Here is a 25,748-nt window from a genome sequence, read left to right on the forward strand (position 1 = left end):
TCCGTGATGACCGGAACATGACATCAACATGGACGGCATATGACGCACTTTGCCGGGCGCGGACGGAATCAGCAGGATCTTGACAGAATTTTGGCCTGCGCCGCTGCTGGTTTCTGACAAGCTTAAGTAACTATGGCGCACGCACATCACAAGACTGAATCCCACACCGTCGATTTCCAGGTGGACCCGGTGGTCCTGGAGCTCGGCCAGCGCTTTGTGGACGCCGGCCATGAACTGTCCCTGGTGGGTGGGCCGGTGCGTGACCTTTTCCTGGGCCGGACCTCGCCCGACCTGGATTTCACCACGGACGCCACGCCGGACCAGACGGTGGCCCTGATTAAGAGGTGGGCGGACAACTACTGGGAGATCGGGCGCGCCTTCGGCACCATTGGCATGCTCAAGGCCGGATTCCAGATCGAGATCACCACCTACCGGGCCGAGGCATACGATCCTGAGTCGCGTAAACCCGTGGTGGCCTTTGGCTCGTCCTTGACCGACGACCTGCTCCGGCGGGACTTCACCATCAACGCCATGGCCCTCAAACTGCCTTCCCTGGAACTGGTGGACCCGTTCGGCGGCGTGAAGCACCTGCATGCCTCCGTCCTCGCGACGCCGGGGGCGCCTGAGGCGTCCTTCTCCGACGACCCGCTGCGGATGATGCGCGCGGCCCGGTTTGCCGCGCAGCTGGGCGTCTCGGTCCACGACGACGTGCGGCAGGCCATGACGCAGATGGCCGAACGGATCACCATCATTTCCGCCGAGCGGGTCCGGGACGAACTGGTCAAGCTGATCTGCGGGTCGCGGCCCCGGGCGGGCGTTGACCTTCTGGTGGAAACGGGGCTGGCGGAGTTTGTGCTGCCTGAGGTGTCCGCCCTCCGGCTCGAATCCGATGAACACCACCGGCACAAGGACGTCTACCAGCATTCGCTGCAGGTGCTGGAGCAGGCGGCGGAGCTGGAAACGGACGCAGAGGGCCCCGTGCCCGGGCCGGACTTTGTGCTGCGTTTCGCAGCATTGATGCACGACGTCGGCAAGCCGGCTACGCGGCGCTTCGAACCGGGCGGCGCGGTGAGCTTCCGCCATCACGACATGGTGGGTGCCAAGCTCACCACGAAGAGGATGAAGACGCTGCGGTTCGACAACGACTCCATCAAGGCGGTGGCACGCCTGGTGGAACTCCACATGCGCTTCTACGGCTACGGGGATGCCGGCTGGAGCGACTCGGCAGTGCGCCGCTACGTCACCGACGCCGGGCCGCTGCTGGAACGGCTGCACCGGCTGACCCGCTCCGATGTCACCACCCGGAACCAGCGGAAGGCCGAGCGCCTGGCCTTCGCCTACGACGACCTTGAAGCCCGGATCGCCGCACTGCGGGAACAGGAATCGCTGGATGCAGTGCGCCCCGATCTCGACGGAGCCCGCATCATGGAGCTGCTTCACCTGAAACCGGGGCCGGTGGTGGGCCGGGCTTACAAATTCCTGCTCAACGAGCGGATGGAACACGGACCACTGCCCGTAGAGGAAGCGGAGGCCAGGCTCCTTCGCTGGTGGGCCGAACAGCCTGAAGCAGCACCTGCCGCAGCCGGGACTGGAACCTCTCCTGCCGCCGTCGACCCTTCCCCTAAGGAGTCCAAGTGACCAATCCTGCCCTAGCCCCCCGCCCCCAGCTCTGGATCCTGCGCCACGGCGAGACCGAGTGGTCCAAGAGCGGGCAGTACACCGGACTCACTGACCTGCCGCTCACTGTGGAAGGGGAACAGCAGGCGGTGGAGGCCCGGAAGGTTCTGGACCCCGTCGATTTCGACCTGGTGCTGACATCGCCGCTGCGGCGCGCCCGGCGCACCGCCGAACTCGCAGGTTTCCCGGATGCACAGCACGAACCGCTTGCCGTGGAATGGAACTACGGTGACTACGAAGGCATCAGCTCGGACCTCATCCGCAAAGACAACCCGGACTACCTCATCTGGACCCACGGCGTGCCCAACGGTGAGACGCTCGACGAGGTGGCGGCGAGGGCGGACAAAATCATCGGCCGCGTGCTCGAATCCGGAATGGATAACGTGCTGATTGTGGCCCACGGGCACTTCTCCCGGATCCTGACGGCCCGCTGGCTTGAACTCCCGCCCGCCGAAGGGCGGCACTTTATTCTCGGCACTGCGAAAGTGTGCACCCTGGGCTGGGATAAAAGGACGCCGGCAATTGTCCGCTGGGGCCTTTAGGAAGTAATTTCCCAATTTTTTGAAAAGAACTAGGAATTAGGTAGCCACGGGCTATAACCGTGGTGTAGCTTTATTCCTGACCCCAGAGCCTCTCGCCGGGGTCGCGGCGCACGTTGCTTGAGCAGTCAGCTTGAACAACGGCAGAGCAGAAAAGGAGGTTGGGAAAATGATTACTTTGACTAGCGGATGGAAGACTGCCATCACCGCGGCCCCGGCCTCTGATGCTTTTGCACGCCGATTTCGGGGCCGTGTCGGCTCCTAGCCCCTGCCTCTCCTGCCGGCCCTGACGCCGGCGGCGGTGCTGCGGCTGTCGCCCGCGCGGATGTCTTCCCCTTGAATGCACCTCGTGACCCTGTGGGCACCACTTCATCACGGGATAACCTGCCCTCTTTTAGCCCCCACTGACTGCCTATTTTGCAGCTTCAGGCCGGTGCTCATTTAGTGGTATTCCCGCGCTCATAAACAGTGGCGCCTAATTCAAATTGCCCTATTTCAATGCATTCTGCTGCGCCCAAATCAGCACTCCATTCGGTGCTATGAGGGCTTAATTGTCGCGCCCATTTTGCGGGCCTATCAATTCGAAAGGAGGTGACCACCATGATCAAGAAACTTCAACAGTTCCTCCGTCCCCAACAAAGAAGGCGCACCAGTCGGCGGCAGTTCAACAGTCCCCTGCTGGAGAAGCGGAGGGAAGACGTATTCGTCCTGATGCACCAGCAAATGAGCGGCCTCCGCTGACTCTTTTGGCCGGGGCCCGGGAGGACCGAATGAAGCACGTCTATGCGGCAGAGGGCCCACGCGGCGGTGCGTGGGCCCCTTGCCGTGCCCTGGATAACGCCGGAGGCTTCGGTAAGCTCGAGGGCATGCAGGAGAACCAGCCGCCGGAGCATCGAGGGCGGTCCCGGCTGGTAGTCCCCAGCCGCAGTGACAGTCTCCTGCGCAACTTCACTGAAGTCATCGGCGGCCCCCTTGGAACCCGCTCCGCACCGGGCATCGTCCCGCCCGGGATCTTTACCGTTGAACGCGTCCTGATCATCCTGACGGTCCTGGCTGCCCTCGCCGGAATCCTGGTCAAAGGGTACTGCCGGGTTAATGGCTGGGAATCCCCCACGCAGTTCTATGCCACCTGCTATTCGGACTTTCCCGAGCTGTTCCGGAACCGGGGGCTGGCAGAAGGAACATTTCCGATCCTTGGTGCCGGAAGCGAGTTTGAGTACCCTGCCCTGACCGCCCTGATCGCCGGGGTAACGGCCTGGCTGGTCCCCGGGAGCGGGATATCGGATGCGCGGGTGCTCGGCTACTTTGACATCAACGTCACGCTGGTGGCCGCTGTCACCGTGGTGGCGGTCCTGGCCACCGCCCGGATGACCAGCAGGCGGCCCTGGGATGCCGCCATGGTGGCCCTGGCCCCCGGCATCGTGCTGGCCGGCACCATCAACTGGGACATGTGGGCCGTGGCCCTGCTCGCTGTGGGGATGTACTTCTTCTCGCGGCAACGGCTGGTGCTTGCCGGCGTCTTTATTGGACTGGGCGCGGCCACGAAGTTCTACCCGCTCCTGGTGCTGGGCGCCATCCTGCTCCTTGCCCTCCGCACCGGACGGCTCCGTCCGTTTGTTGTCACGGTGGGGGCGGCCGCCGGTGCCTGGCTGGCCGCCAATCTCCCCTTCGCCGCCGCCAACCCCGCCGGCTGGCTCTACTTTTTCCAGTTCAGCGCCGACCGCGATGCCGGCTACAGCTCGCCCTGGTTTGCCTACAACCTGGTTGCAGACCGGCTGCGGTGGTCCCAGATCAGCCCGGCCGCCGTCGACCTCTTATCCCCCGGCCTTTTTCTGCTGTCCTGCGCTGCCATTGCCGCAGTCGCCCTGGCCTCTCCGCGGCGGCCCCGCCTGGCCCAGCTTGCCTTCCTGATCGTGGCGGCGTTCATCCTGACCGGGAAGGTTTATTCACCGCAGTATGTGGTGTGGCTGATCCCCCTGCTTGCGCTGGCCCGGCCGCGCTGGCGCGAGTTCCTGATCTGGCAAGGGATCGAAGGCCTGCATTGGGCAGCCGTGTGGATGTACCTTGGACAGGTGACCAGCGCAGGTTCCTCCCAGCACAACCTGGATATGCCCTACTACGTCCTTGCCGTGGCTGCGCACATGGCGGCGGTGGGCTACCTGATGCTGCGCGTGACCTGGGACATCTATAAGCCGGACTATGATCCCATCCGGCGGCACCACCTGGACGATCCGCAGGGCGGCCCCTTCGCCGGTGCGCCTGACTGGTTCCGGCTAAGCCCTGCCGGTTCCCTCCTCCCGTGGAAGGAAAGATCCAATGCCTGACGTTGTGGTGGTGGGCGCCGGGCCCAACGGACTGGCCGCCGCCGTCGTGATGGCCCGTGCCGGCCTGTCAGTGGAACTCTTCGAGGCCGGTGCAACGATCGGCGGAGGCGCCCGGACCAGCGAACTGATGCAGTCCGGGCACTTCCACGATGTCTGCTCGGCGGTGCATCCAATGGCAGTCGCGTCCCCGTTCTTCAAGGCCTTCGAACTTTTCCGCCGGGTCAACCTCATCACTCCCGAGCTGTCCTACGGCTCGCCCCTGGACGGCGGACGCGCCGCCCTCGCCTACCGGTCCCTGGACAGGACGGCTGAGGGACTGGGACGCGACGGCGGGGCGTACCGGCGGTTGATGGCGCCCCTGGTCCAGCGGATCGACGACGTTATGGACTTTACGCAGAACCAGCTTCTGCGCCTCCCCCGAAACCCGCTGGCGGCGGGCATCTTCGGGCTGCGGACCCTGGAACAGGGGTCAGGATTATGGAACGCCCGGTTCAAGGAAGAACTGGCACCCGCTTTGCTGTCCGGTGTGGCCGCCCATGCCATCTCCCACCAGCCGTCCCTCGCAGCTTCCGGCGGCGGGTTAATGCTGGGGGCACTGGGACACGCGGGCGGATGGCCTATTCCGGAAGGCGGCTCAGCGTCCATCGCTGCGGCCATGGCCCAGGACCTCATCAATCACGGCGGCGTCATCCACACCCATACTCCGATTGACCGGCTTGAGGATCTTCCCCCTGCACGTGCAACTTTGTTGAACGTGGCCCCGCAAGGGCTGCTGAACATGGCCGGCCATGCCCTTCCCACGAGCTACCGGGGGGCTCTGGAGTCCTTCAGGTACGGGAACGGCTCATGCAAAGTGGACTTCATCCTTTCGGGACCCGTGCCGTGGACGGCGCCGGAACTGGCCAACGCCGGTACGGTCCACCTGGGCGGCACCAGGGCAGAAGTTGCGCGCTCCGAGAACGAGGTCAGCGCCGGCAAGCACCCGGATCGGCCCTACGTGCTGGTGGCCCAGCAGTCCCGCTTTGACGCCAGCCGCGCCCCGGCCGGCCACCACACTCTCTGGGCTTACTGCCACGTCCCCGCCGGATCAACGAGGGACATGACGGAAGCAGTGACAGCCCAGATCGAACGGTTTGCCCCCGGCTTCCGGGACCTGGTGGTGGAATCCAAAGCCATCACCGCGGCAGGACTGGCGAAGTACAACCGGAACTACGTGGGCGGGGACTTCAGTGCCGGGACCATGGACCTGTTAAACCTTGTCCAGCGGCCCGTTGTGTCCCACGTGCCCTGGCGGACACCGTTGCGCGGCGTCTACCTTTGTTCCTCTTCCACCCCTCCGGGCCCCGGCGTTACGGGCATGCCGGGCTTCCATGCCGCAAGGTATGCCCTTCAGGACATATTTGGTGCGCCGGTCCCGTCATTGGGGTTCGACGCGGCATGATCCATGCTGCCTCCTCCGCCGCCCGGGCGGTGGCGGGCTGACCGCAGAAACCGGGAGATAATGGCGCGATGGGGATATCTACAAAACTGTCTTTGGGCATCGCTGCCGTCATTCTTGGAACATCGCTGGTGGCGTGCGATGACGGCAGGAGCGGCGCCGAAGCCGCCGCCAAACAGCTCGCCACCGCCGTCTCCGGGCTGGACGTGGGATCGGTCGCCTTCGACGGCAAGGATTCGGCAGCCGCGAATGATCAGCTGAAGAGCGTTTTCGCCGCCCTTGACTCCTCGAAGCCTGCTGTTGAGGCCGGCGAACTGACGCTTGATGGCGACAACGCCTCAGCACCGCTGAACTACACCTGGAACTTCGGCGGTGCCGAATGGAAGTACACCCTGTCCGCGAAATTCAAGAAGTCCGGGGACAAATGGCTCACCGTCTGGGACCCTGCGGCCCTGGCCCCGGGCCTGGCGGACAGCGAGATCCTGACCAAGGGGTCACAGTCACCCCAGCGTGCCGACATCCTGGGTGCCGGCGACGTGCCCCTGGTGACGTACCGTCCCGTAGTGAATGTCGGCATCGACAAGCCGCAGCTGGGCACTGCAGATCCTGCTGATTCCGCCGGCAAGCTGGCCGCCCTCGTGGGTGTGGATCCCGCCGCGTACACCCAGCAGGTGCAGGCCTCCGGTGCCGAGGCTTTTGTGTCCGCGATAACGCTGCGCGACGAAGGCCGAACCATCACCAATGAGCAGATTGCCGCCATTCCCGGAGCGCGCGCCATTCCCGCGAGCATGCCGCTGGCTCCCAGCCGCACCTTTGCCCGGGCCGTCCTCGGCACTGTCGGTGAGGCCACGGCGGAGCAGATCGAGGCATCAAAAGGCGAGCTGACCGCGGGCGACGTCACCGGCATTGGCGGGCTGCAGCAACAGTACGACGAACAGCTCAGGGGAACGGACGCCGTCGTGATCCGTGCCCAGCGGGCGGACCTGACACGGGAACAGATACAGTCCGCCGCCACGGACCCGCGCCGGGTGCTGTTTGAAGTGAAACCCACCCCGGGAACACCGCTGAAGACCACCCTGGATCCCACGCTGCAATCGCTGGCCGAGACCACCCTTGAAGGCGTGGAACCGGCTTCCGCCATAGTGGCGCTGCAGCCATCCACCGGCGCCGTCCTGGCGGCTGCGTCGGGGCCCGGCAGCAACGGCTACAACACCGCCATGCTGGGCCAGTACGCACCGGGTTCCATCTTCAAAATGGTGGACTCGCTGGCGATGTTCCGGAACGGCCTGACCCCGGATTCAAAGGTTGAGTGCACACCCACCTTGAACGTGGAAGGGCGGACCTTCAAAAACGCCGAAGGGTATCCGGAGAGCTCCCTGGGTTCGGTGACGCTGCGCGATGCCTTCGCGCACTCCTGCAACACGGCCTTCATTGCGGCACGGGAGAAGGTCTCCCAGGACCAGCTAGAAGCAGCAGCCCTGGCGATGGGTATTGCCGTTGAAGCGCCCACCCTCGGCGCCGATGCCTTCCTGGGGTCCGTCCCCGGCGAGGCCGCCGGCACCGAACACGCCGCCTCCATGATTGGCCAGGGCAAGGTGCTGCTCTCACCTTTGGCCGCTGCCATGATGGCCGGCTCAGTTGCCAAGGGTGCTCCGGTTGCCCCGCAACTCGTCCTGAATCCCGACGCAGGTGCTGCCGCCGAGGGAACCACCAGCGGGTCCTCTGTACCGCCGGCACAGCCGTCGGGGGCAGCCAGTGCTGAAGCGCCGTCCCAGGCTTCCGGGAATCCCATCACCGGTGAGGAAGCGGCGAAGCTGGCAGACATGATGCGCGCAGTGGTCACGTCCGGGCATGCGGGTTTCCTCTCCAGCGTTCCTGGCGCACCCGTGGGGGCCAAGACCGGCACGGCGGAGTTCGGCAACGAGAATCCGCCCAAGACCCATGCCTGGATTGTTGCCGTACACGGCGACCTTGCGGTGGCTGTGTTTGTGGAGGACGGCGGCCTCGGCGCAACAACCTCCGGCCCGCTGCTGCAGAAGTTCCTTACCGCCGCCGGCTAGGAGTTTTTGTCCAGGTATGCAGGCTTAAAGGCCGGTTAAGTCGGCATAGCTGGACAAAAACTCAGGTGGTGCGCTCGTGGGAAGATGGAACGTGTGGCCCATATTGACGTTTCCGGCATTGATTACTTCCTCTCCGACGGCACGCAGCTGCTCAACGGGGTGACCTTCAAGGTCCCGGACGGCACCAAAACGGCTCTGATCGGCCCCAACGGTACCGGCAAGACCACGCTGTTCCGGATCATTGCCGGAGATCTGGTACCGGACGAAGGCGTCATCGGCCGGTCCGGGAACATGGGCATCATGCGCCAGTTCGTGGGCCAGGTCCGCGATGATTCGACAGTCCGTGACCTGCTGGTCTCCGCCGCACCGCCTGCCCTTGCCGCTGCTGCACGCGAGGTTGACGACGCGGAGCTGGCAATGGTGGAGCACGACGACGAGCCCAGCCAGATGCGCTACGCCCAGGCCATCGTGGACTGGGGGGACGCCGGCGGCTATGACGTCGAAACCGTCTGGGACGAGGTATGCATGGCCGCGCTGGGACTGCCCTTTGACCGCGCGCAGCACCGCCCGGCCTCGAGCCTCTCAGGCGGTGAGCAGAAGCGGCTGGTCCTTGAGGCGCTCTTTGCAGGGCCTGACGACCTGCTGTTGCTCGACGAGCCGGACAACTACCTGGACGTGCCCGGCAAGCGCTGGCTTGAGGAAAAGCTCAACGAGTCGAAGAAGACGGTTTTCTTCATCAGCCACGACCGTGAGCTCCTGAACAACGCCGCGGGACGCATCGTCACCCTCGAGCCGGGGATCAACGGGGCCGGAGCCTGGATCCATGGCGGGGGCTTTGGCTCCTACGTGGAGGCACGGGCCGACCGGAATGCCCGCTTTGAGGAACTGCGCAAGCGGTGGGACGAGGAGCACGTCAAGCTCAAGGAACTCGTCAACATGTACAAAAACAAGGCGGCGTTCCGCTCGGACATGGCCAACCGGTACCACGCGGCCCAGACCCGGCTGGCAAAATTCCTGGAGATCGGGCCGCCCGAGGCGCTGCCCATTGAGCAGAACGTGCAGATGCGGCTCAAGGGAGGACGCACCGCCAAGCGCGCCATCGTTGCCGAAAAGCTGGAACTGACCGGCCTGATGAAGCCGTTCTCCACCGAGGTATGGTTCGGGGATCGCGTAGGCGTCCTCGGGTCCAACGGCTCGGGAAAATCCCACTTCCTCCGGCTGCTGGCCACCGGCGGCACAGACCCGGAGCGGGAGCACCTGCCCGTGTCCGACGTCGAGATCGCCGAAGTGCCGCACGAGGGCACCGTGAAACTCGGCGCGCGCATCCGCCCGGGCTTCTTCGCCCAGACCCACGTCCGCCCGGACCTGCTGGGCAAAACGCTGCTGGAAATCCTGCACCGCGGCGATGAGCACCGGTCCGGGCTGGGGCGTGAGGCGGCAGCGGGCGCACTGGACGGGTACGGGCTGGCCGGGCAATCGGAGCAGAAGTACGAATCCCTCTCCGGCGGGCAGCAGGCGCGGTTCCAGATCCTGCTGCTGCAGCTCTCCGGTGCCACGCTGCTGCTCCTCGACGAGCCCACAGACAACCTGGACCTGCACTCGGCCGAGGCCCTTGAACGGGCCATCGACCACTTCGAGGGCACCGTCCTGGCGGTGACGCACGACCGCTGGTTTGCCCGGACCTTCGACCGCTTCCTGGTGTTTGGATCCGACGGGAAAGTCTACGAATCGGACGAGCCTGTGTGGGACGAGAAGCGGGTGGAACGCGCCCGCTAACCCTTCAACGCTCTCTCACTTAATGTGGGGTTTTCGCTGACGCTCCTGCACCGATGCGGGAGCGCTGGTGCTTAAAGTGCGTTGAGTGAGAGAGCGTTGACCGTTTGGCCGCGTTAAGTGAGAGAGCGCTGGCCGTTTGGCCGCGTTAAGTGAGAGAGCGTCTGACGAGTTTATGAGCAAATGATCAGCGGTTGCTATCATTTGATCATGAAGACGGACGATCGGCACCGCACCATCGCCGAACTGCTCCGCCAGCGCCAGGAAGTTTCCGTGGAGGAACTGATCGCTGCCTGCGACGCTTCCGGAGCCACCATCCGGCGGGACCTTGAGGCCCTTGCCGCCAACGGTGTTCTTCGCAGGGTCCACGGCGGCGCACGGAGCCTCATAGGGCATGGCGGGAATCCCGGCTACGGGCAGCGCGAGCTCGAGGACCAGGACATCAAGAAGCGCATCGCCGCCGCCGTAGCCGGCCTCCTCCGTGATCGGGAGCATGTGTGGCTGGACAGCGGCAGCACGGCCACCGAGGTGGCCCGGGCACTGGCCGGGAGGGACTTGACCCTGATGCCGATGTCGCTGCGGTCGCTCAACGTGCTTGCGGCTGAGGAAGCTGCGGCCGGAACCCGTCCCGCCCTGCTGTTGCCCGGCGGAAGCCTCGTTCCCGGCGAACTGTGTTTCCGCGGCCCGCTTGCCGAATCCAACGTCCGCTCGCTGCGTTTCGACACGGCAGTGGTCACTCCCTGCGCCGTGGACCTCAAGGACGGACTCCTCGCCCATGACCTCGAGGACGCCGCGGTGAAGCGGGCCGGGCTCCAAGCAGCTTCCCGTGTGGTGGTGGCAGCAGCCGCCGCGAAATGGGAGGCACATGCAAGGGCCCTTGTGGCGGGCCTCGACCGTGTGGACATCATGGTCACGGACAGGCAGTTCAGCCAGGACGAACGACGACGACTCGATGACAACTCTGTGGAAGTAGTGAACGTATGACCATCAACACCGGCACGGCACAACAACAGGCTGGACTGAAGGCGGCCGCGGCTGCCACCTTTGTTGTCTTCGGCATCAATGGACTGGTTTTTGCCAGCTGGGCGGCGAGGATCCCCGCCGTCACCCAAACGTTGGACATCACCTCCGGCCAGATGGGCACCCTGCTGCTGTGCACCGCCGTCGGCTCACTGCTCGCACTGCCCACCGCCGGCTGGGTGGTGGGCAGGCTCGGAACAGCAAACACAGTGCGCCTGGGTGGGCTGCTGGCCTCGGCCGCCGGCGTGGGCATCGCTTTGTCCCTGTCCATCGCCTCCATCCCCGGCACAGCCGTTTCCCTGTTCTTCTTCGGCATCGCCATCGGCCTGTGGGATGTATCGCAGAACATCGAGGGCGCGGACGTGGAACATAAGCTTCGGCGCACCATCATGCCCCAGTTCCACGCCGCCTTCAGCGGCGGTGCCTTTATTGGCGCCCTCATTGGCGCGGGCCTGTCAAACCTCGGGATAGACCTGCCGCTGCACCTGCTGGTCATTGCTGGCATTGTTCTGCTGGTAACCATGACAGCACCCCGCTACTTCCTTCCGCACGTTCCCGTCGCGGCCCCCGCGGAAGGGGCCCAGGCCGTCAAAGGCCCGTCCGCCTGGCGTGACAGCAGGACGGTGCTCATCGGCGTCGTCGTGCTGGGAGCTACGCTGACAGAAGGCGCGGGCAACGACTGGATTGCCAAGGCATCCGTGGACGGCCTGGGAACCTCCGAATCCACCGGAGCACTGATGTTTGCCCTCTTTGTCCTAGCCATGACGGCGATGCGCTTCCTGGGCGGCCGCGTCATCGACAAGTACGGCCGGGTGGCAGTCCTCCGGGCCAGTATGGCGGCAGCAGCCGCAGGTTTGTGCCTCTTTGTGCTCGCCGGAAATCCGTGGCTGGCGGCCGTGGGCGCCGCGCTCTGGGGTATCGGGGCCGCCCTGGCCTTTCCGATGGGCATGTCCGCTGCTGCCGACGATCCACAGCATGCAGCGGCAAGGGTTTCAGTGGTGTCCACCCTTGGATACATCTCGTTCTTGGCAGGCCCTCCCCTGCTGGGCTACCTGGGTGACATCACCGGAATCCACAACGCACTGCTGGCAATCCTTGCGCCCATCCTCCTGGCGCTCCTGCTGGCCGGCGCTGCCAAGCCGTTGAAGACCAAGTAGGCCGCAACACCTCGAGCAGCCGCTTCCGCTTCTTGCCGCCGACGGTAGGGTGAGGGCATGCAGAGCAAATGGCATGCAAGCCACCGCTGGATCAGCCGCACTGACAGATACCTTGTGCGGCATGTGTCCCGTTTGCCTGGCGGCAACCATGACGACTTCTTCCGCAGGCTTTCGGCCTCCGCCAACCACGGAAAACTCTGGATTGCCGTGGCGGCCGCCATCGCCACCATCCCCGGCAGGCCCCGCCGGGCTGCCCTTCACGGACTCATCGCCCAGGCAGTGGCTTCCGCTGTCACCAACGGAGTCTTCAAGACGTTGTTGCCCCGCACCCGCCCGCTTCCGGAACACCTTCCGGTGTTCCGGTTCGTTCATCCGCAGCCGAAGAGCTCTTCCATGCCGTCGGGCCATTCAGCGTCGGCTGTGGCTTTCGCCGTGGGAGTCGGGCTGGTCAAGCCGTCGCTTGGAGCCGTGCTGGCGCCGGCGGCGCTGGGAGTGGCTTACTCCCGGGTCCATACCGGGGCGCACTGGCCCTCGGATGTGCTTTTCGGTTCGGCGATCGGGGCCGGTGCGGCCCTGATCACCCGCCGGTGGTGGCCTGTGCGGCCGCCCTTTCCCTCAACCACCAGGACCTGGACTTCTGCACCGGAACTGCCTCAGGGGGACGCGTTGAGCATCGTGGTGAACACCCTCGGCGGGTCATTCAAGGAAGAGACAGCCGAGGCCCTCCTGCAAGTATTCCCACAGGCGTACATAAGGACGGTGGAGCCCGATGAGGACCTCCTCGCCGCGATAAGCCAAACCGCAGCCAAGCCGGGAACCCGGGCCCTGGGTGTGTGGGGCGGCGACGGAACCGTGGGAGCAGCGGCCGCTGCTGCCGTCGAGCGTTCCCTTCCCCTGCTGGTGCTGCCCGGCGGGACACTCAACCACTTCGCCCGGGATGCCGGAACCGGAAGCCTCAAAGAGGCCCTTGCCGCAGCGTCGAAAGGCGAAGCGGCCCTGGCCGACGTCGGCATCGTCACGGTGGAGCGGGGCCTCGCAGGCAAGCCGGAAACAGTGGACGTGACCATGCTCAACACCTCCAGCATCGGGCTTTACCCCAACCTGGTCCGGCGCCGCGAACAACTGCAACCGGCGCTGGGAAAGCCTCTCGCCGGAGTAGTTGCCATGTTCCGTACTTTCGCTGCAGGCACACCCACCACGCTGATGGTGGACGGGCGGAGCCACAAGGTGTGGATCGCCTACGTGGGACGCGGCCGGTACTACCCCCGGGACCACGCGCCGCTGTTCCGGCCGGTCATGGATGACGGCGTCCTGGATGTCCGGATGATCACCGCAGATGAGCCCTTCGCGCGGCTCCGCCTGCTCTGGTCCGTCCTGACCGGCACCGTTGCCACCTCAGGAATCACGCACCTGACGGAGGCGAGGCACGTGCGGATCGAAGCAGGCGGGTCACCCATGGCACTGGCTGTGGATGGTGAGGCGGTGGCCGGCGTGCGCAGTGTGGAGTACAGCGTGCTGCCCCAGGCATTGACCTACTACTCCCCGCACCCGTGACCCGGCCGCCCGTGGCGGCGATCATCCATGGGGACTACCCCGGTTAACCCCTGAATCATCCCTGAGACCGGCGAATTCGGGCAGGCGGGTCGGTAGCGTGGGGGATACACCACCGTCCACGCACTGTCTCCCGCAGCGAATGCTGCCGTCCGAAGGAACCATCCATGATTGAGGCAAAAGGCCTGACCAAGGTTTATGGCGGGAAAACCGCCGTGGCCGGAGTCAGCTTCACCGTGAAACCAGGGCTCGTTACGGGCTTCCTGGGACCGAACGGTGCCGGCAAATCCACTACCATGCGCATGATTACGGGCCTGGACCGGCCGACGTCGGGCTCGGTCACTGTCAACGGACTGCCCTACGCACACCACAGGGCGCCGCTGCATGAGGTGGGTGCCCTCCTCGACGCCAAGGCCGTGCATACGAGCCGCAGCGCCTACAACCACCTTCTCGCCATGGCCGCCACGCACGGCATTCCGAAGACCCGGGTCCGGGAAGTCATTGAGATGACCGGCCTTGAAGCAGTGGCGCGCAAGAAGGCCGGCGGGTTCTCACTGGGCATGGGCCAGCGGCTGGGCATCGCCGCGGCGCTGCTGGGTGACCCCCAGACACTTATCCTGGACGAACCGGTCAACGGGCTGGACCCGGAAGGTGTGCTGTGGGTCCGGAACCTGGTCCGGTACCTCGCCAACCAGGGCAAGACCATCTTCCTGTCCTCGCACCTGATGAGCGAGATGGCCCAGACCGCGGATCACCTGATCGTCATTGGCCGCGGCCGGATCATTGCCGACGCTCCGGTGAAGGAGATCATTGCCGGAACCAGGCAAGTCAAGACGCTGGTCCGCACCGGGTCCGCCCTGGAACTCTCCGCCCTCCTGGCCGGCGAAGGCGTCACCGTGGACCAGAGTGAGCCCGAAACCCTGGAAGTAACGGGCCTGGACTCGCGCCAGATCGCCCAGATCGCCCTGGACAACCGGGTGCTGCTCTACGAGCTGACGCCGCAGCTGTCATCGCTGGAAGACGCGTACTTCGACCTCACCAAGGACGAAGTGGAATACCACTCGCACCTGACCGGAGGGCCGGCCGTGTCCGCCCCGGCAGCGGCAGGAAAGTAAGGACGATGAGCACCATGACTGAAACCCGTACCGCCACCCGCTCATCCGCAGGTTCACGCGGCGTGACCTTTTCCGGCGTCCTGCGGTCCGAATGGATCAAGCTGTGGTCCCTGTTGTCCACCCGCATCCTGCTGCTTTTGACGCTGCTTGCCATCGTGGGCGTGGGGGCGCTGGCAGTCCTGATCCGCTACACCTACCTGGACGAGATGATCAGCCGGGCCAGGGACCAGGGTCAGACGATGACCCCTGACATGCTGGAGAAATCCTTCCCCCCGGGCTCTGGTTTTGACCTGTACAACCTGCCCAACGCAGGGCTGCAGATCGGCATCCTGATCCTCGGTTCGCTCGCGGTCCTCTTTATGTCCTCCGAGTACGCCACGGGAATGATCCGTTCCACCATGAACGCGGTCCCGCGCCGCACCCCGGCCTTCGTGGCCAAGGCGATTATCCTCACCGCTATCTCCTACGTCATCACCACCATTGCGGGGGCAGCCACCTTCCTGATCGCCATGCCGGTGTTCCAGGGCATCGGCTTCGACCTCGACTGGTCCACCGACGGCGTGGTCTACAGCGTCTTCACCGGTGGCCTCTACGTGGCCGGCGTCGCCCTGATCGGACTGTCCCTGGGAACGCTGTTGCGCAACTCTGCCGGCGGCATCACCGTCCTGGTGGCCCTGTTCTTCGTCCTGTCCATCGCCGCAAGCTTTATGACCCTCATTCCCGGCGAGTTCTGGAAGTACGTCCCGCAGTACATTCCCAGCGAAGCGGGCGGGCGGTTCCTGTCGATCGGACACACCGACGGGATCATTGACCCCTGGCACGGCGGCCTGATCTTCCTGGGCTACGTCCTGCTGTTCCTCATCCCGGCCATGATCGTGCTGAAGAAGCGCGACGTATAACCGGGCAGGAATACAAGAAGGACGTGACAGAGAAGGCATTTGCCAGGGACGCGCCGGCCGGACAGGCCGACGCGTCCTTTGCCGAGCTCACCGCAAGGCGCAGGGGACTGATCCGGCGCTACCTGCACGGGCATCCGCAGGTGATGGATGCCGTGGTGGCGCTCAGCTACGTCCTGCTGGTGGCACCCACGGTGGTGGACGCCGTCGCATCCGGCAAGTGGATTCCCGCGCTCCTGCTGGCTGCCGTTGCGGGGGCGTTGCTCCTCCGGCGTTCCCGCCCGGTTGGCCTCGTTGCCTTCGTGGCCGTGGCGGAAGTGGCCGTGACCCTGCTGCATCCGTGGGGGTCCAACGTCTCGGCCGGCCTGTGGTTTTCGCTCTATGCCGTGGCGGTGGCGCGCAGCCGCCGCTACGCACTCGTCACTACTGCCGTGGCCACCGCGCCGCTGGCGCTCCTTTACCTCCTGGCCGCCGTCGGACCGTTGCGGGTTGACGTTGTCCACACCCATGTCAACCCGGACGACTTCCACCTTCTGACCAGCATCGCCACCGGTGCCACCATCGCACTGTCCAATGTCATTGCAACGGGAATCGGCATCTCCGTCCGGCAGCGGCGCGAACACGAACAGGAAATTGCCGCCTGGGCCGCCCGGACCGCAAGCCTGGCGTCCGTCAATGAACGGAACCGGATCGCCCGGGAGATGCACGACGTCGTGGCCCACTCGCTGACGGTGATGGTCAGCCTGTCGGACGGCGCCGCCGTCGTGGTCCGGAAAAGCCCCGAGCGCGCCGGCGAGGTGCTCGGCGAACTGTCCCGGACGGGCCGCACGGCCCTTGCCGATATGCGCAGGGTCCTGGGCGTCCTTCGTGACGACGGACGGGCGGCGCCGCGGCTGCCGCCAGCTTCGGGGGACGGCCTGTCCGTGCTCCTTGAGGGGTTCCGCACGGCGGGCCTGCCCCTGCATTACTCCCACAGCGGCCCGGCGCTGCCTGATGATGCCGCCTTCCAGCTCACGGTCTACCGGATCGTCCAGGAATCGCTGACCAATGTGCTGCGTTACGGCCGTTCGCTGGGCAGGGTGGACGTCTCGATTGTCCGCGCCGGTTCAACGGTCACCATTGACGTGTCCGACGACGGCGCGGGAGTTCCGGGAGATACCTCACTTGCGGGCGGCAGCAGTTCGGCCGCCGAGCACGCCTCCTACGGCACCCCTTCCCACGGCACGGGCCAGGGAATCTCCGGAATGGCTGAGCGCGCCCGTATATATGCCGGCACCCCTTCCCACGGCACGGGCCAGGGAATCTCCGGAATGGCTGAGCGCGCCCGTATATATGCCGGCACCGTGGAAGCCGGCCGCAGCGGCCGGGGCTGGCGTGTGCATGCCGTGCTTTCCTGGCCCGCCGACGTTTCCGAATCCTTCCGTCCGCACGAACTGCAAGGGAAAGCATGACCAGTAACCCGGCCACCACAGTCCTTCTGGTAGATGACCAGCCGCTGCTCCGGATGGGGTTCCGGCTCATCCTCGAAGGGGAGGATGACCTGCGGATAGTGGGTGAAGCCTCCGACGGTGCCGAGGCCGTCCGGCTGGTCCGCGAACATAGCCCGGACGTGGTGCTGATGGATGTGCGGATGCCCGTGCTGGACGGTATTGAGGCCACCCGCGCCATCACGGAATCCGGAGCGTGTTCCCGGATCATCATCCTGACCACCTTCGACGTGGACGAGTATGCGTTCGCCGGTCTCCAGGCAGGTGCTTCCGCTTTCCTCCTGAAGGACGCCGCCCCGCAGGACCTGATCAATGCAGTGCGGGTGGTGGCCTGCGGTGACGCGGTGGTGGCGCCCAGGGTGACCCAGCGGTTGCTCGAAACGTACGTGCGGGGTGCCGCCAAGCCCGTCCCCGCGGTGCCGGCGCCGGATCCCCTCCTGGCGGACCTGACGCCCAGGGAAACGGAGATGCTCGAGGCGATGGCAGAGGGACTGTCCAACGCGGAGATCGCCCACCGGTACTTCCTGTCCGAGGCGACGGTGAAGACGCACGTGCGGCGGATCCTCACCAAGCTTCACCTCCGCGACCGCGTCCAGGCGGTGGTCTATGCCTACGAGACCGGCCTGGTGGTGCCGAGCAACCCGGATTACTGATCGCACAGCCTGGGCACAGGAATGGCCTATGCAGGTGACAGCTCCGGCAGGTTGGATGGTGGCATGACCAAAAGCCTTCCCCATCCGGACCACGACCGCGGCCTGGAGTTCGACCTGTCCACGATGATGAGCCGCCGCTCACTGGGCATGTTCCTGGGCGCGGGAGGTGCCGCCGCTGCGCTGGCTGCCTGCACCCCGGGTGGGTCAAGCTCCGGCGCCAGCCCTTCGGCGTCGTCGGCTGCAGCCTCGGCAACGCCGTCGGCTTCTGTTTCGGCCACTCCGTCCCCTACATTGACCCGGGCCATTGCAGAATGCGGAGTCGAGATTCCGCAGGAAACCGCCGGACCGTACCCGGGCGACGGCTCCAACGGGCCGAACGTCCTCGAAGCCTCGGGAGTGGTGCGGCGGGACATCACCTCCAGCTTCGGAACCGGGACCGCCAAGGCCGAGGGCGTACCCCTGACCTTCACGCTGACGCTGCTGGATAACGCCAACGGCTGTCCCGTTGGCCGGGGCGGCCGTTTACGCCTGGCATTGTGACCGGGACGGGAAGTACTCCATGTACGATTCCAGCCTGGAAAACGAGAACTTCCTGCGCGGGGTCCAGGAGGCCGACGCGAACGGCCAGGTCACGTTCACGTCGATCTTCCCCGGCGCGTACATGGGCCGCTGGCCGCACATCCACTTTGAAGTGTTCGAGTCCATGAGCAACGCGACAGCTGCAGGCCAAGTGCTGGCCGTTTCGCAAATAGCGCTCACCCAGGCCGCCTGCGAGGACGTGTACGCCACCGCGGGCTACGAGTCCAGTGCGCGGAACTTTCCGCGGACAACTCTTCAGTCGGACAATGTGTTCGGCGATGACGGCGGCATCTACCAGCTCGCCGCCATGTCAGGGTCCGCGGCCGCGGGCTACACGGCGGGCCTCAACGTCACCATCTAAACTCGGGAGCATGCCTTCTCTTTCCTCCGCCGCAGACCACATCCAGGACCTGGGCGCGTATGTCAGCGCGTCGCCGTCGAGCTTTCACGCGGCCCACGAGGCGGCGCGGCAGCTGGAGGCGGCCGGCTTTAGCCGCCTGGATGAGCAGGAGCCCTGGGAGGGCGGCGCCGGTTCGTTTTTTGTGATCCGGGACGGCGCGCTGATCGCCTGGGTAGTGCCGGAGGGTGCCGGCCCCACCACCGGGTTCAACATCCTGGGGGCGCACACGGACTCGCCCTCCTTCAAACTCAAGCCCAAGCCCACCATCGGTGCGCACGGCTGGCTGCAGGCGGGGGTGGAGGTGTACGGCGGGCCACTGCTGAATTCCTGGCTGGACCGTGAGCTGCAGCTGGCCGGCCGGCTGGTGATGCTGGACGGCACCGAGCACCTGGCGGCCACGGGGCCCATGCTGCGCTTCCCGCAGCTCGCCATTCACCTGGACCGGGCCGTGAATGAGGGCCTGACGCTGGACAAACAGCGGCATATGAATCCGGTGTGGGGGCTGGGAAACCCTTCTGATGTTGACCTGCTGGCCGTGCTGGCTTCTTCTGTTTCCGAAGCCTCCGTGGATCCCGGGCGTATTGGCGGGTACGACGTCGTTATTGCGGACACGCAGGCACCTGCGGTTTTCGGGGGGAACGGGGAGTTCTTCGCGTCCGGGCGCCTGGATAATCTTTCGTCCACGCATGCGGGAATGGTTGCTTTGATGGGGCATGCCGCATCCGTTTCCGCTGGTGCGCCCATTGCTGTTTTGGCGGCTTTTGACCATGAGGAGATCGGCTCCAACTCCCGTTCGGGGGCCTGCGGTCCGCTCCTTGAGGACGTGCTGGTGCGCGTCTCTGACGGTCTTGGCGCGACGGCGGGCCAGCGGCGGCAGGCGCTGGCGGCGTCGTTCTGTATTTCTGCCGATGCGGGGCACGCAGTGCACCCAAACTATGCTGAACGGCATGACCCGGCCAACCACCCGGTCCTCAACGGCGGGCCGCTGCTGAAGATCAATGCGAACCAGAGGTATGCCACCGATGCGCCTGGTGCGGCCTTGTGGGCGCGGCTCTGCGGTGAGGCCGGCGTGCCGTACCAGGAGTTCGTCTCCAACAACGCGATCCCCTGCGGCTCGACGATTGGACCGCTGACCGCCACCCGGCTGGGGATCCGGACGGTGGATGTGGGGGTTCCGCTGTTGTCGATGCACTCGGCCAGGGAGCTGTGCGGTGTTGAGGATCCGCGGCGGTTGGCTGCTGTGGCGGAGCTGTTTTTCCGGACCGCTGTGTAGCTTGCCTGGCTTCCGCCACAAAGGTGGTGCGGATACCCACATAGTGGCCCCCGTTGCCTAGTTGCGCGGTGGAGCCCAGCCTACGGTTGAAAAATACGCAATGCCCTTTGGGTTTGCGGTCCATGGTTCCGGGCCGCAACAGGGCGGGACTGGACAGCCCCGCCACCGAGGGGACGTTCGTGACAACTGATTGACGCAACAGGCAAGGTGCCAGGGCTTTTTGGCGCCAGCCGCTGCGGGGAGTGCAGACCCCGTCCGGCTGCTGACCGGTTGCGCCGCGAACATGGAGCCAAAAGATGACGTCTGCACCTGGAGTCCTCCCCCGCCGGATCGTCCGCCGCTGGGTACCCGCACTGGTCCTCGCCTTGCTGGCTTCAATGTTTTCCATGGCAGTAGATCCTTCGTGGCTGCCCCCTGCCCGGGCAGCAGGTCCCTGCGACGTGCCAGTGGTCAGCAAGGTGGCCTGCGAGAATACGCAGCCGGGGAGTCCTTCCAGCGAGTGGCGGGTCACGGGCGCCGGAGACAGCACGATCCAGGGCTACGCGACGTCGATGAGCGTCAATGTCGGGCAGACAGTGACGTTTAAGGTCAAAACGAATGCTTCTGCCTACCGCATCGATATCTTCCGGCTCGGGTATTACCAGGGGCTCGGGGCGCGAAAGGTTGCCGCCAACCTGCTTCCCTCGGCTCCGCTTCCTCAAGCGCAGCCCAACTGCGCAACGTTCCCGGCTACCGGGCTGGTTGATTGCGGCAACTGGGCGGTATCCGCCTCATGGCCAGTTCCGGCGGCGGCTGTATCCGGCGTGTACCTTGCGCGGCTGGTCCGTACCGACAATGGGGGGGCCAGCGTCATTCCCTTCGTGGTTCGGGACGATGCTGCCAAGTCCGATGTTTTGTTCCAGACATCCGACACCACTTGGCAGGCGTACAACACTTACGGTGGCAACAGCCTCTACACCTGCACGGTGGCCTGCCCGGCCGGCAACCCGCAGGCCTATAAGGCCGCCTTCAAGGTTTCGTACAACCGGCCTTTCAATTCCGCCCTTGATGATCAGGGCCGCAGCTGGCTGATGTACGCCGAATACCCCATGATCCGGTTCCTTGAAGCCAACGGCTACGACGTCAGCTACATGAGCGGACTTGACGTCTCCACAAGGGCGCCGTTGCTCCTGAACCACAAGTCATTCCTGTCAGTCGGGCATGACGAGTACTGGTCTGCTGACCAACGGGCGAATGTTGAGGCGGCCAGGGATGCCGGCGTGAATCTGGCGTTTTTCAGTGGCAACGAAATGTTCTGGAAGACGCGGTGGGAACCCAGCGCAGACGGCAGCAACACGGCTGGCCGGACTCTCGTTTCCTACAAGGACACCCACTTCAACGCTCCCACTGATCCTGTGGCCTGGACCGGTACGTGGCGCGATCCCCGGTATGGGACGGCTACGGGCGGCGGAAATCCGGAAAATGCGCTGACCGGCCAATACTTCAAGGTCAATTCCGGAACCGCCGACATTGTGGTCCCATCAGCCTTCAAAGAACTCCGGCTCTGGCGGGGCACCGCCGTTGCCACGATGGCGAACGGCACGTCAGTGACACTCGGGGCCGGCTTGGGGACTCTCGGCTATGAGTGGGACATCGACGCCGATAACGGTTTCCGGCCGCCAGGGGCCTTCCGTCTCTCCCAGACGAGCAGCACCTCAGCGGAAATATTTACGGACTACGGGTCCAGTACTCTGGGCGGTCAGCCCGCCACACACAATCTCACCATGTACAAGGCGGCCAGCGGCGCGCTTGTTTTCGGTGCCGGGACGGTCCAATGGTCATGGGGGCTGGACGGTTTCACCACAGGTAAGGCCGTCGATAAAAACATGCAGCAGGCCACCGTTAACCTCTTGGCTGACATGGCCTCCCAGCCGATCACCCTGCTTTCCGGGCTCACGGCAGCACAATCCTCGACCGACCAGACGGCTCCTTCATCAAGCGTGACTTCCCCGGCAGCCGGTGCCACTGTGGCTGATGGCACGATCGTCACCGTGTCCGGAACCGCGCATGACGTGGGCGGCGTTGTAGCCGGCGTCGAGGTTTCCACTGACGGTGGCCAGACCTGGCGGCGCGCCAACGGAACCACCAGTTGGACCTTCACCTGGAACGCCCATGGCAGCCCCGTGTCCATCCTCAAATCCCGGGCAGTGGATGACAGCGGCAATCTTGAATCAGGGTCCGCCGGCAACAATGTGTCGGTTTCGTGCCCTTGCTCCCTGATGGGTACCAACGTGGCGCCGGCCGTTCCCGACGCCGGCGATGCAAACGCCGTTGAAGTTGGGGCAAAGTTCTACTCCGACGTACCCGGAACCATCACCGGTATCCGGTTCTACAAGTCCACACGGAACACGGGCACGCATATCGGCAATATCTGGAGCGAGTCCGGACAAAGACTGGCGAGCGTAACATTCTCAAACGAATCCGCCAGCGGGTGGCAAACAGCCAGTTTATCTCCTGCCCTGACGATCACAGCCAACACAAAATACGTCGTCTCATACTTCGCACCTGCGGGTCACTACTCCCAGGACACCGGCTACTTTTACAACAATCCGACCCCATCCGGTGGCGGGAACAGCGTGGACAGTGCTCCGCTGCATTTCACCCGCAGCACGCCGGGGTCCCCCAACGGCTATTACCTATACGGGGGCTCGTCGGGGTTCCCGAACCAGATTTACGATGCCGAGTACTACTGGGTGGACGCCCTGTTCACCGCCACGGGAACCGCAGCGCCCTCGGTGTCTATGGCGTCGCCTGCGAGTAACGCCACAGGTGTGGCTGTTGATGTGAAGCCGGCGGTGACTTTCAATCAATCTGTTACCGGTTCATCAGTGGTGTTCGGACTCAAAAATGCTGCTGGTGCGTCGGTTTCAGGTTCGGTGGCTTATGAGGCGGCAACAAATAAAGCGACGTTCACTCCCACGGCTGCCCTGGCCTTCAACACCGTCTACACGGCGACAGTGAGTGGCGCGACGAATTCCTCGGGACAGGTGATGGCTGCTCCGTTCACCTGGTCCTTCACCACCGCAGCAGCCCCGGCGGCACCGCTGGTATCCGCGCGTCGCCTGCGAGTAACGCCACGGGTGTGGCTGTTGATGTGAAGCCGGCGGTGACTTTCAATCAATCTGTTACCGGTTCATCAGTGGTGTTCGGACTCAAAAATGCTGCTGGTGCGTCGGTTTCAGGTTCGGTGGCTTATGAGGCGGCAACAAATAAAGCGACGTTCACTCCCACGGCTGCCCTGGCCTTCAACACCGTCTACACGGCGACAGTGAGTGGCGCGACGAATTCCTCGGGACAGGTGATGGCTGCTCCGTTCACCTGGTCCTTCACCACCGCAGCAGCCCCGGCGTGTCCCTGCACAGTGTTCAGCCCGTCGTCACTCCCGGCCGTTATATCCGTGAATGATGGCAACGCCGTGGAACTGGGAATGAAGTTCCGCTCCGACGTGGCTGGCAGCGTTACCGGTGTGCGCTTCTACAAAGGCCCGACCAACAGTGGCACCCACACAGGGCACCTATGGTCAGCGGGAGGTGCCCTGCTGGCCACCGTGACCTTCACAGGTGAGACAGGGTCAGGTTGGCAGCAGGCAAATTTCGCCACGCCGGTAGCCATCACGGCTAACACTACTTACGTGGTTTCCTACTTCGCCCCCAATGGAAATTACGCCGCAACTGGAGCTTTCTTCGCGAATTCCGCCGACAACGCTCCACTGCACGGCCTTGCCAGCGGGATGGACGGGCTCAACGGCGTCTACCGGTACGGTGCGTCGGCGTTCCCCGGCGAAAGCTACAACAACACTAACTATTGGGTAGATGCGGTATTCAGCGCGGAGGCCTCTGCTCCGGCGCCTGCGGTCACCACCGTTACTCCCGCCAACAACTCGACGGGTGTCGCTGTGGAGGTAAAGCCCACTGTGAAGTTCAACCAGGCGGTAACCCCATCCTCCATCGTCTTCGCCATCAAAGACTCCGCGAATACAAACGTGGCCGGATCAACAGCGTACGACGCCGCTACAAACACCTCAACCTTCACCCCCACGGCGACACTGGCCTACAACACGCAATACACAGCTACCGTCAGTGGAGCCGCCAATTCCGGCGGGCAGGCCATGAACGGCCCATTCTCCTGGGCTTTCATGACAACCGCAGCGGCAGTGCTCCCCAGCGTCGCATCAGTAACGCCTGCCAACAACACAAGCAACGTTGCCGTCGATACGAAGCCCACTGCAGCCTTCAACCAGGACGTTGCGGCATCATCGGTGATCTTTACAGTAAAGAACGCCGCCAATGCAGCAGTCCCAGGGGCCGTCTCCTACAACGCGGCAACAAGGACAGCAACCTTCGCGCCGGCCGCAACACTCGCGAATGGCACCACGTATACAGCGACTGTTAGCGGGGCTGCCAATTCAACAGGACAAACCATGGGTTCGCCCTACACCTGGACCTTCTCCACAAGGGCGGCCTCCGCCACCGTCTTTCCCCCGGAAGCGGTTCCGGCGACAGTTTCGACCGCGGACGGCAACGCGGTGGAACTGGGTATGAAATTCCGGGCGGATACGGCAGGCATAGTCACAGGAGTCCGCTTCTACAAGGGCGAGTCAAATGCAGGGCCCCACACCGGCCGCCTCTGGACATCCACAGGCATCCTCCTGGCCGATGTCACTTTCACCGAAGAGACTGCCTCAGGTTGGCAAGAGGCTCTCTTTGCCTCACCCGTTCCCATCGCAGCAGATACAACCTACGTCGTGTCCTACTTCGCCCCCGAAGGGTTCTATTCCTCAACAGGGGGATACTTCACATCCTCAGCGGACCGGGCTCCGCTGCATGGCCTGGCGTCCGGGACCGACGGACTCAACGGTGTTTACCGTTACGGCGCAAGTGCCTACCCGACCGAAAGCCACAACAACACCAACTATTGGGTGGACGTTGTCTTCCACGCCAGTACGACCGGACAGGCGCCGATAGTCACTGCTGCCTCACCCTCTGATGGAACAACAGGCGTACCGGTGAGCGTCAAACCTACTGTCACATTCAACCAGGCAGTGAATGGTTCCGCAGTTGCCTTCAGCTTGAAAAATGCAGCAGGAGCTACCGTTCCCGGATCCGCCACCTACGACGCCGCTACAAATACAGCCGTTTTCTCGCCGGCAGCGGCACTCGCATTCAGCACTTCGTATACGGCTACTGTCAGCGGTGCGACAAATGACGCAGGGACCACAATGCCTGCACCTCACTCTTGGAGCTTCACCACCAGTGCGGCTCCCACAGCCTGTCCATGCAGCGTTTTTGGCCCCACGGCAACCCCTGCGACCGCAAATACGAATGACAAGAAGGCCGTTGAGGTCGGAATGAAGTTCCGTTCAGACGTAGCTGGAATGGTGACGGGGGTCCGCTTCTTCAAAGGCAGCGCAAACGTTGGGACACACGTCGGCCATCTCTGGTCGGCAACGGGCACGCTCCTGGCCAGTGTCACTTTTACGGGTGAAACGAGCTCGGGGTGGCAACAGGCCATGTTCACTACGCCAGTCCCCATCACAGCGAATACCACCTACGTCGTGTCGTACTACGCTCCAGTTGGCTCTTACTCATCCACCAGGGACTACTTCACGAAGGCCGTCGACCGCGCACCGCTGCATGGTCTCGCCAGTGGCGTCGATGGGGCGAACGGCGTCTTCGGATATGGCACAGCGAGCTTCCCGACGGACAGCTTCCGAAACACCAACTACTGGGTGGATGTCGTCTTCAACGCTTCATGACCGTTTTTCAGC

General features: G+C 64.4%; 16 protein-coding genes and 1 pseudogene. All 17 read left to right on the top strand.

Annotated elements, in window-relative coordinates:
- The first annotated feature begins 132 nt into the window (after positions 1-132).
- Positions 133-1,638: a CCA tRNA nucleotidyltransferase gene (locus ARTSIC4J27_RS20885; RefSeq protein WP_050057128.1), complete on the top strand. Its 1,506-nt coding sequence runs from the start codon at positions 133-135 to the stop codon at positions 1,636-1,638.
- Positions 1,635-2,219, top strand: coding sequence for a histidine phosphatase family protein (locus ARTSIC4J27_RS20890; protein WP_050057129.1), 585 nt, complete (start codon positions 1,635-1,637; stop codon positions 2,217-2,219). Before ARTSIC4J27_RS20885 ends, ARTSIC4J27_RS20890 begins: the two co-directional genes overlap by 4 nt.
- Before the next feature lie 863 nt (positions 2,220-3,082).
- Complete coding sequence (locus ARTSIC4J27_RS20895) at positions 3,083-4,540, top strand: glycosyltransferase family 87 protein (protein WP_050057274.1); 1,458 nt, start codon at positions 3,083-3,085, stop codon at positions 4,538-4,540.
- Positions 4,533-5,981: a phytoene desaturase family protein gene (locus ARTSIC4J27_RS20900; protein WP_050057130.1), complete on the top strand. Its 1,449-nt coding sequence runs from the start codon at positions 4,533-4,535 to the stop codon at positions 5,979-5,981. Before ARTSIC4J27_RS20895 ends, ARTSIC4J27_RS20900 begins: the two co-directional genes overlap by 8 nt.
- A gap of 68 nt (positions 5,982-6,049) precedes the next feature.
- The gene (locus ARTSIC4J27_RS20905) at positions 6,050-8,038 is read left to right on the top strand and encodes a penicillin-binding transpeptidase domain-containing protein (protein WP_050057131.1); all 1,989 of its coding nucleotides are present in this window, start codon (positions 6,050-6,052) and stop codon (positions 8,036-8,038) included.
- 93 nt (positions 8,039-8,131) lie between these two features.
- Positions 8,132-9,814 (top strand): ABC-F family ATP-binding cassette domain-containing protein, encoded by a 1,683-nt coding sequence (locus ARTSIC4J27_RS20910; protein ID WP_050057132.1) that lies wholly within the window; start codon positions 8,132-8,134, stop codon positions 9,812-9,814.
- A 207-nt stretch (positions 9,815-10,021) separates the two neighbouring features.
- The gene (locus ARTSIC4J27_RS20915) at positions 10,022-10,795 is read left to right on the top strand and encodes a DeoR/GlpR family DNA-binding transcription regulator (RefSeq protein WP_050057275.1); all 774 of its coding nucleotides are present in this window, start codon (positions 10,022-10,024) and stop codon (positions 10,793-10,795) included.
- Positions 10,792-11,988 (top strand): MFS transporter, encoded by a 1,197-nt coding sequence (locus tag ARTSIC4J27_RS20920; protein ID WP_050057133.1) that lies wholly within the window; start codon positions 10,792-10,794, stop codon positions 11,986-11,988. Before ARTSIC4J27_RS20915 ends, ARTSIC4J27_RS20920 begins: the two co-directional genes overlap by 4 nt.
- Before the next feature lie 57 nt (positions 11,989-12,045).
- A complete protein-coding gene (locus tag ARTSIC4J27_RS20925; RefSeq protein ID WP_050057134.1) occupies positions 12,046-13,542 on the top strand; it encodes a bifunctional phosphatase PAP2/diacylglycerol kinase family protein in 1,497 nt (498 codons plus the stop codon).
- A 164-nt stretch (positions 13,543-13,706) separates the two neighbouring features.
- Complete coding sequence (locus ARTSIC4J27_RS20930) at positions 13,707-14,654, top strand: ABC transporter ATP-binding protein (protein WP_050057135.1); 948 nt, start codon at positions 13,707-13,709, stop codon at positions 14,652-14,654.
- 5 nt (positions 14,655-14,659) lie between these two features.
- Entirely contained in the window at positions 14,660-15,553 is an 894-nt protein-coding gene (locus ARTSIC4J27_RS20935; protein WP_050057136.1) for an ABC transporter permease, read from the top strand.
- A 23-nt stretch (positions 15,554-15,576) separates the two neighbouring features.
- Positions 15,577-17,001 (top strand): sensor histidine kinase, encoded by a 1,425-nt coding sequence (locus ARTSIC4J27_RS20940; RefSeq protein ID WP_050057137.1) that lies wholly within the window; start codon positions 15,577-15,579, stop codon positions 16,999-17,001.
- Positions 16,998-17,690 (top strand): response regulator, encoded by a 693-nt coding sequence (locus ARTSIC4J27_RS20945; protein WP_050057138.1) that lies wholly within the window; start codon positions 16,998-17,000, stop codon positions 17,688-17,690. Before ARTSIC4J27_RS20940 ends, ARTSIC4J27_RS20945 begins: the two co-directional genes overlap by 4 nt.
- Positions 17,691-17,753: 63 nt before the next feature.
- Positions 17,754-18,630 (top strand): annotated as a pseudogene (locus ARTSIC4J27_RS20950) (intradiol ring-cleavage dioxygenase).
- A 10-nt stretch (positions 18,631-18,640) separates the two neighbouring features.
- The gene (locus ARTSIC4J27_RS20955; protein ID WP_050057139.1) at positions 18,641-19,942 is read left to right on the top strand and encodes a M18 family aminopeptidase; all 1,302 of its coding nucleotides are present in this window, start codon (positions 18,641-18,643) and stop codon (positions 19,940-19,942) included.
- A 296-nt stretch (positions 19,943-20,238) separates the two neighbouring features.
- A complete protein-coding gene (locus ARTSIC4J27_RS23325; protein WP_050057140.1) occupies positions 20,239-23,079 on the top strand; it encodes a N,N-dimethylformamidase beta subunit family domain-containing protein in 2,841 nt (946 codons plus the stop codon).
- An 8-nt stretch (positions 23,080-23,087) separates the two neighbouring features.
- The gene (locus ARTSIC4J27_RS23330; RefSeq protein ID WP_235436808.1) at positions 23,088-25,736 is read left to right on the top strand and encodes a DUF4082 domain-containing protein; all 2,649 of its coding nucleotides are present in this window, start codon (positions 23,088-23,090) and stop codon (positions 25,734-25,736) included.
- Positions 25,737-25,748: the final 12 nt, after the last annotated feature.

It is taken from the genome of Pseudarthrobacter siccitolerans (assembly GCF_001046895.1).
GTDB lineage: Bacteria > Actinomycetota > Actinomycetes > Actinomycetales > Micrococcaceae > Arthrobacter > Arthrobacter siccitolerans.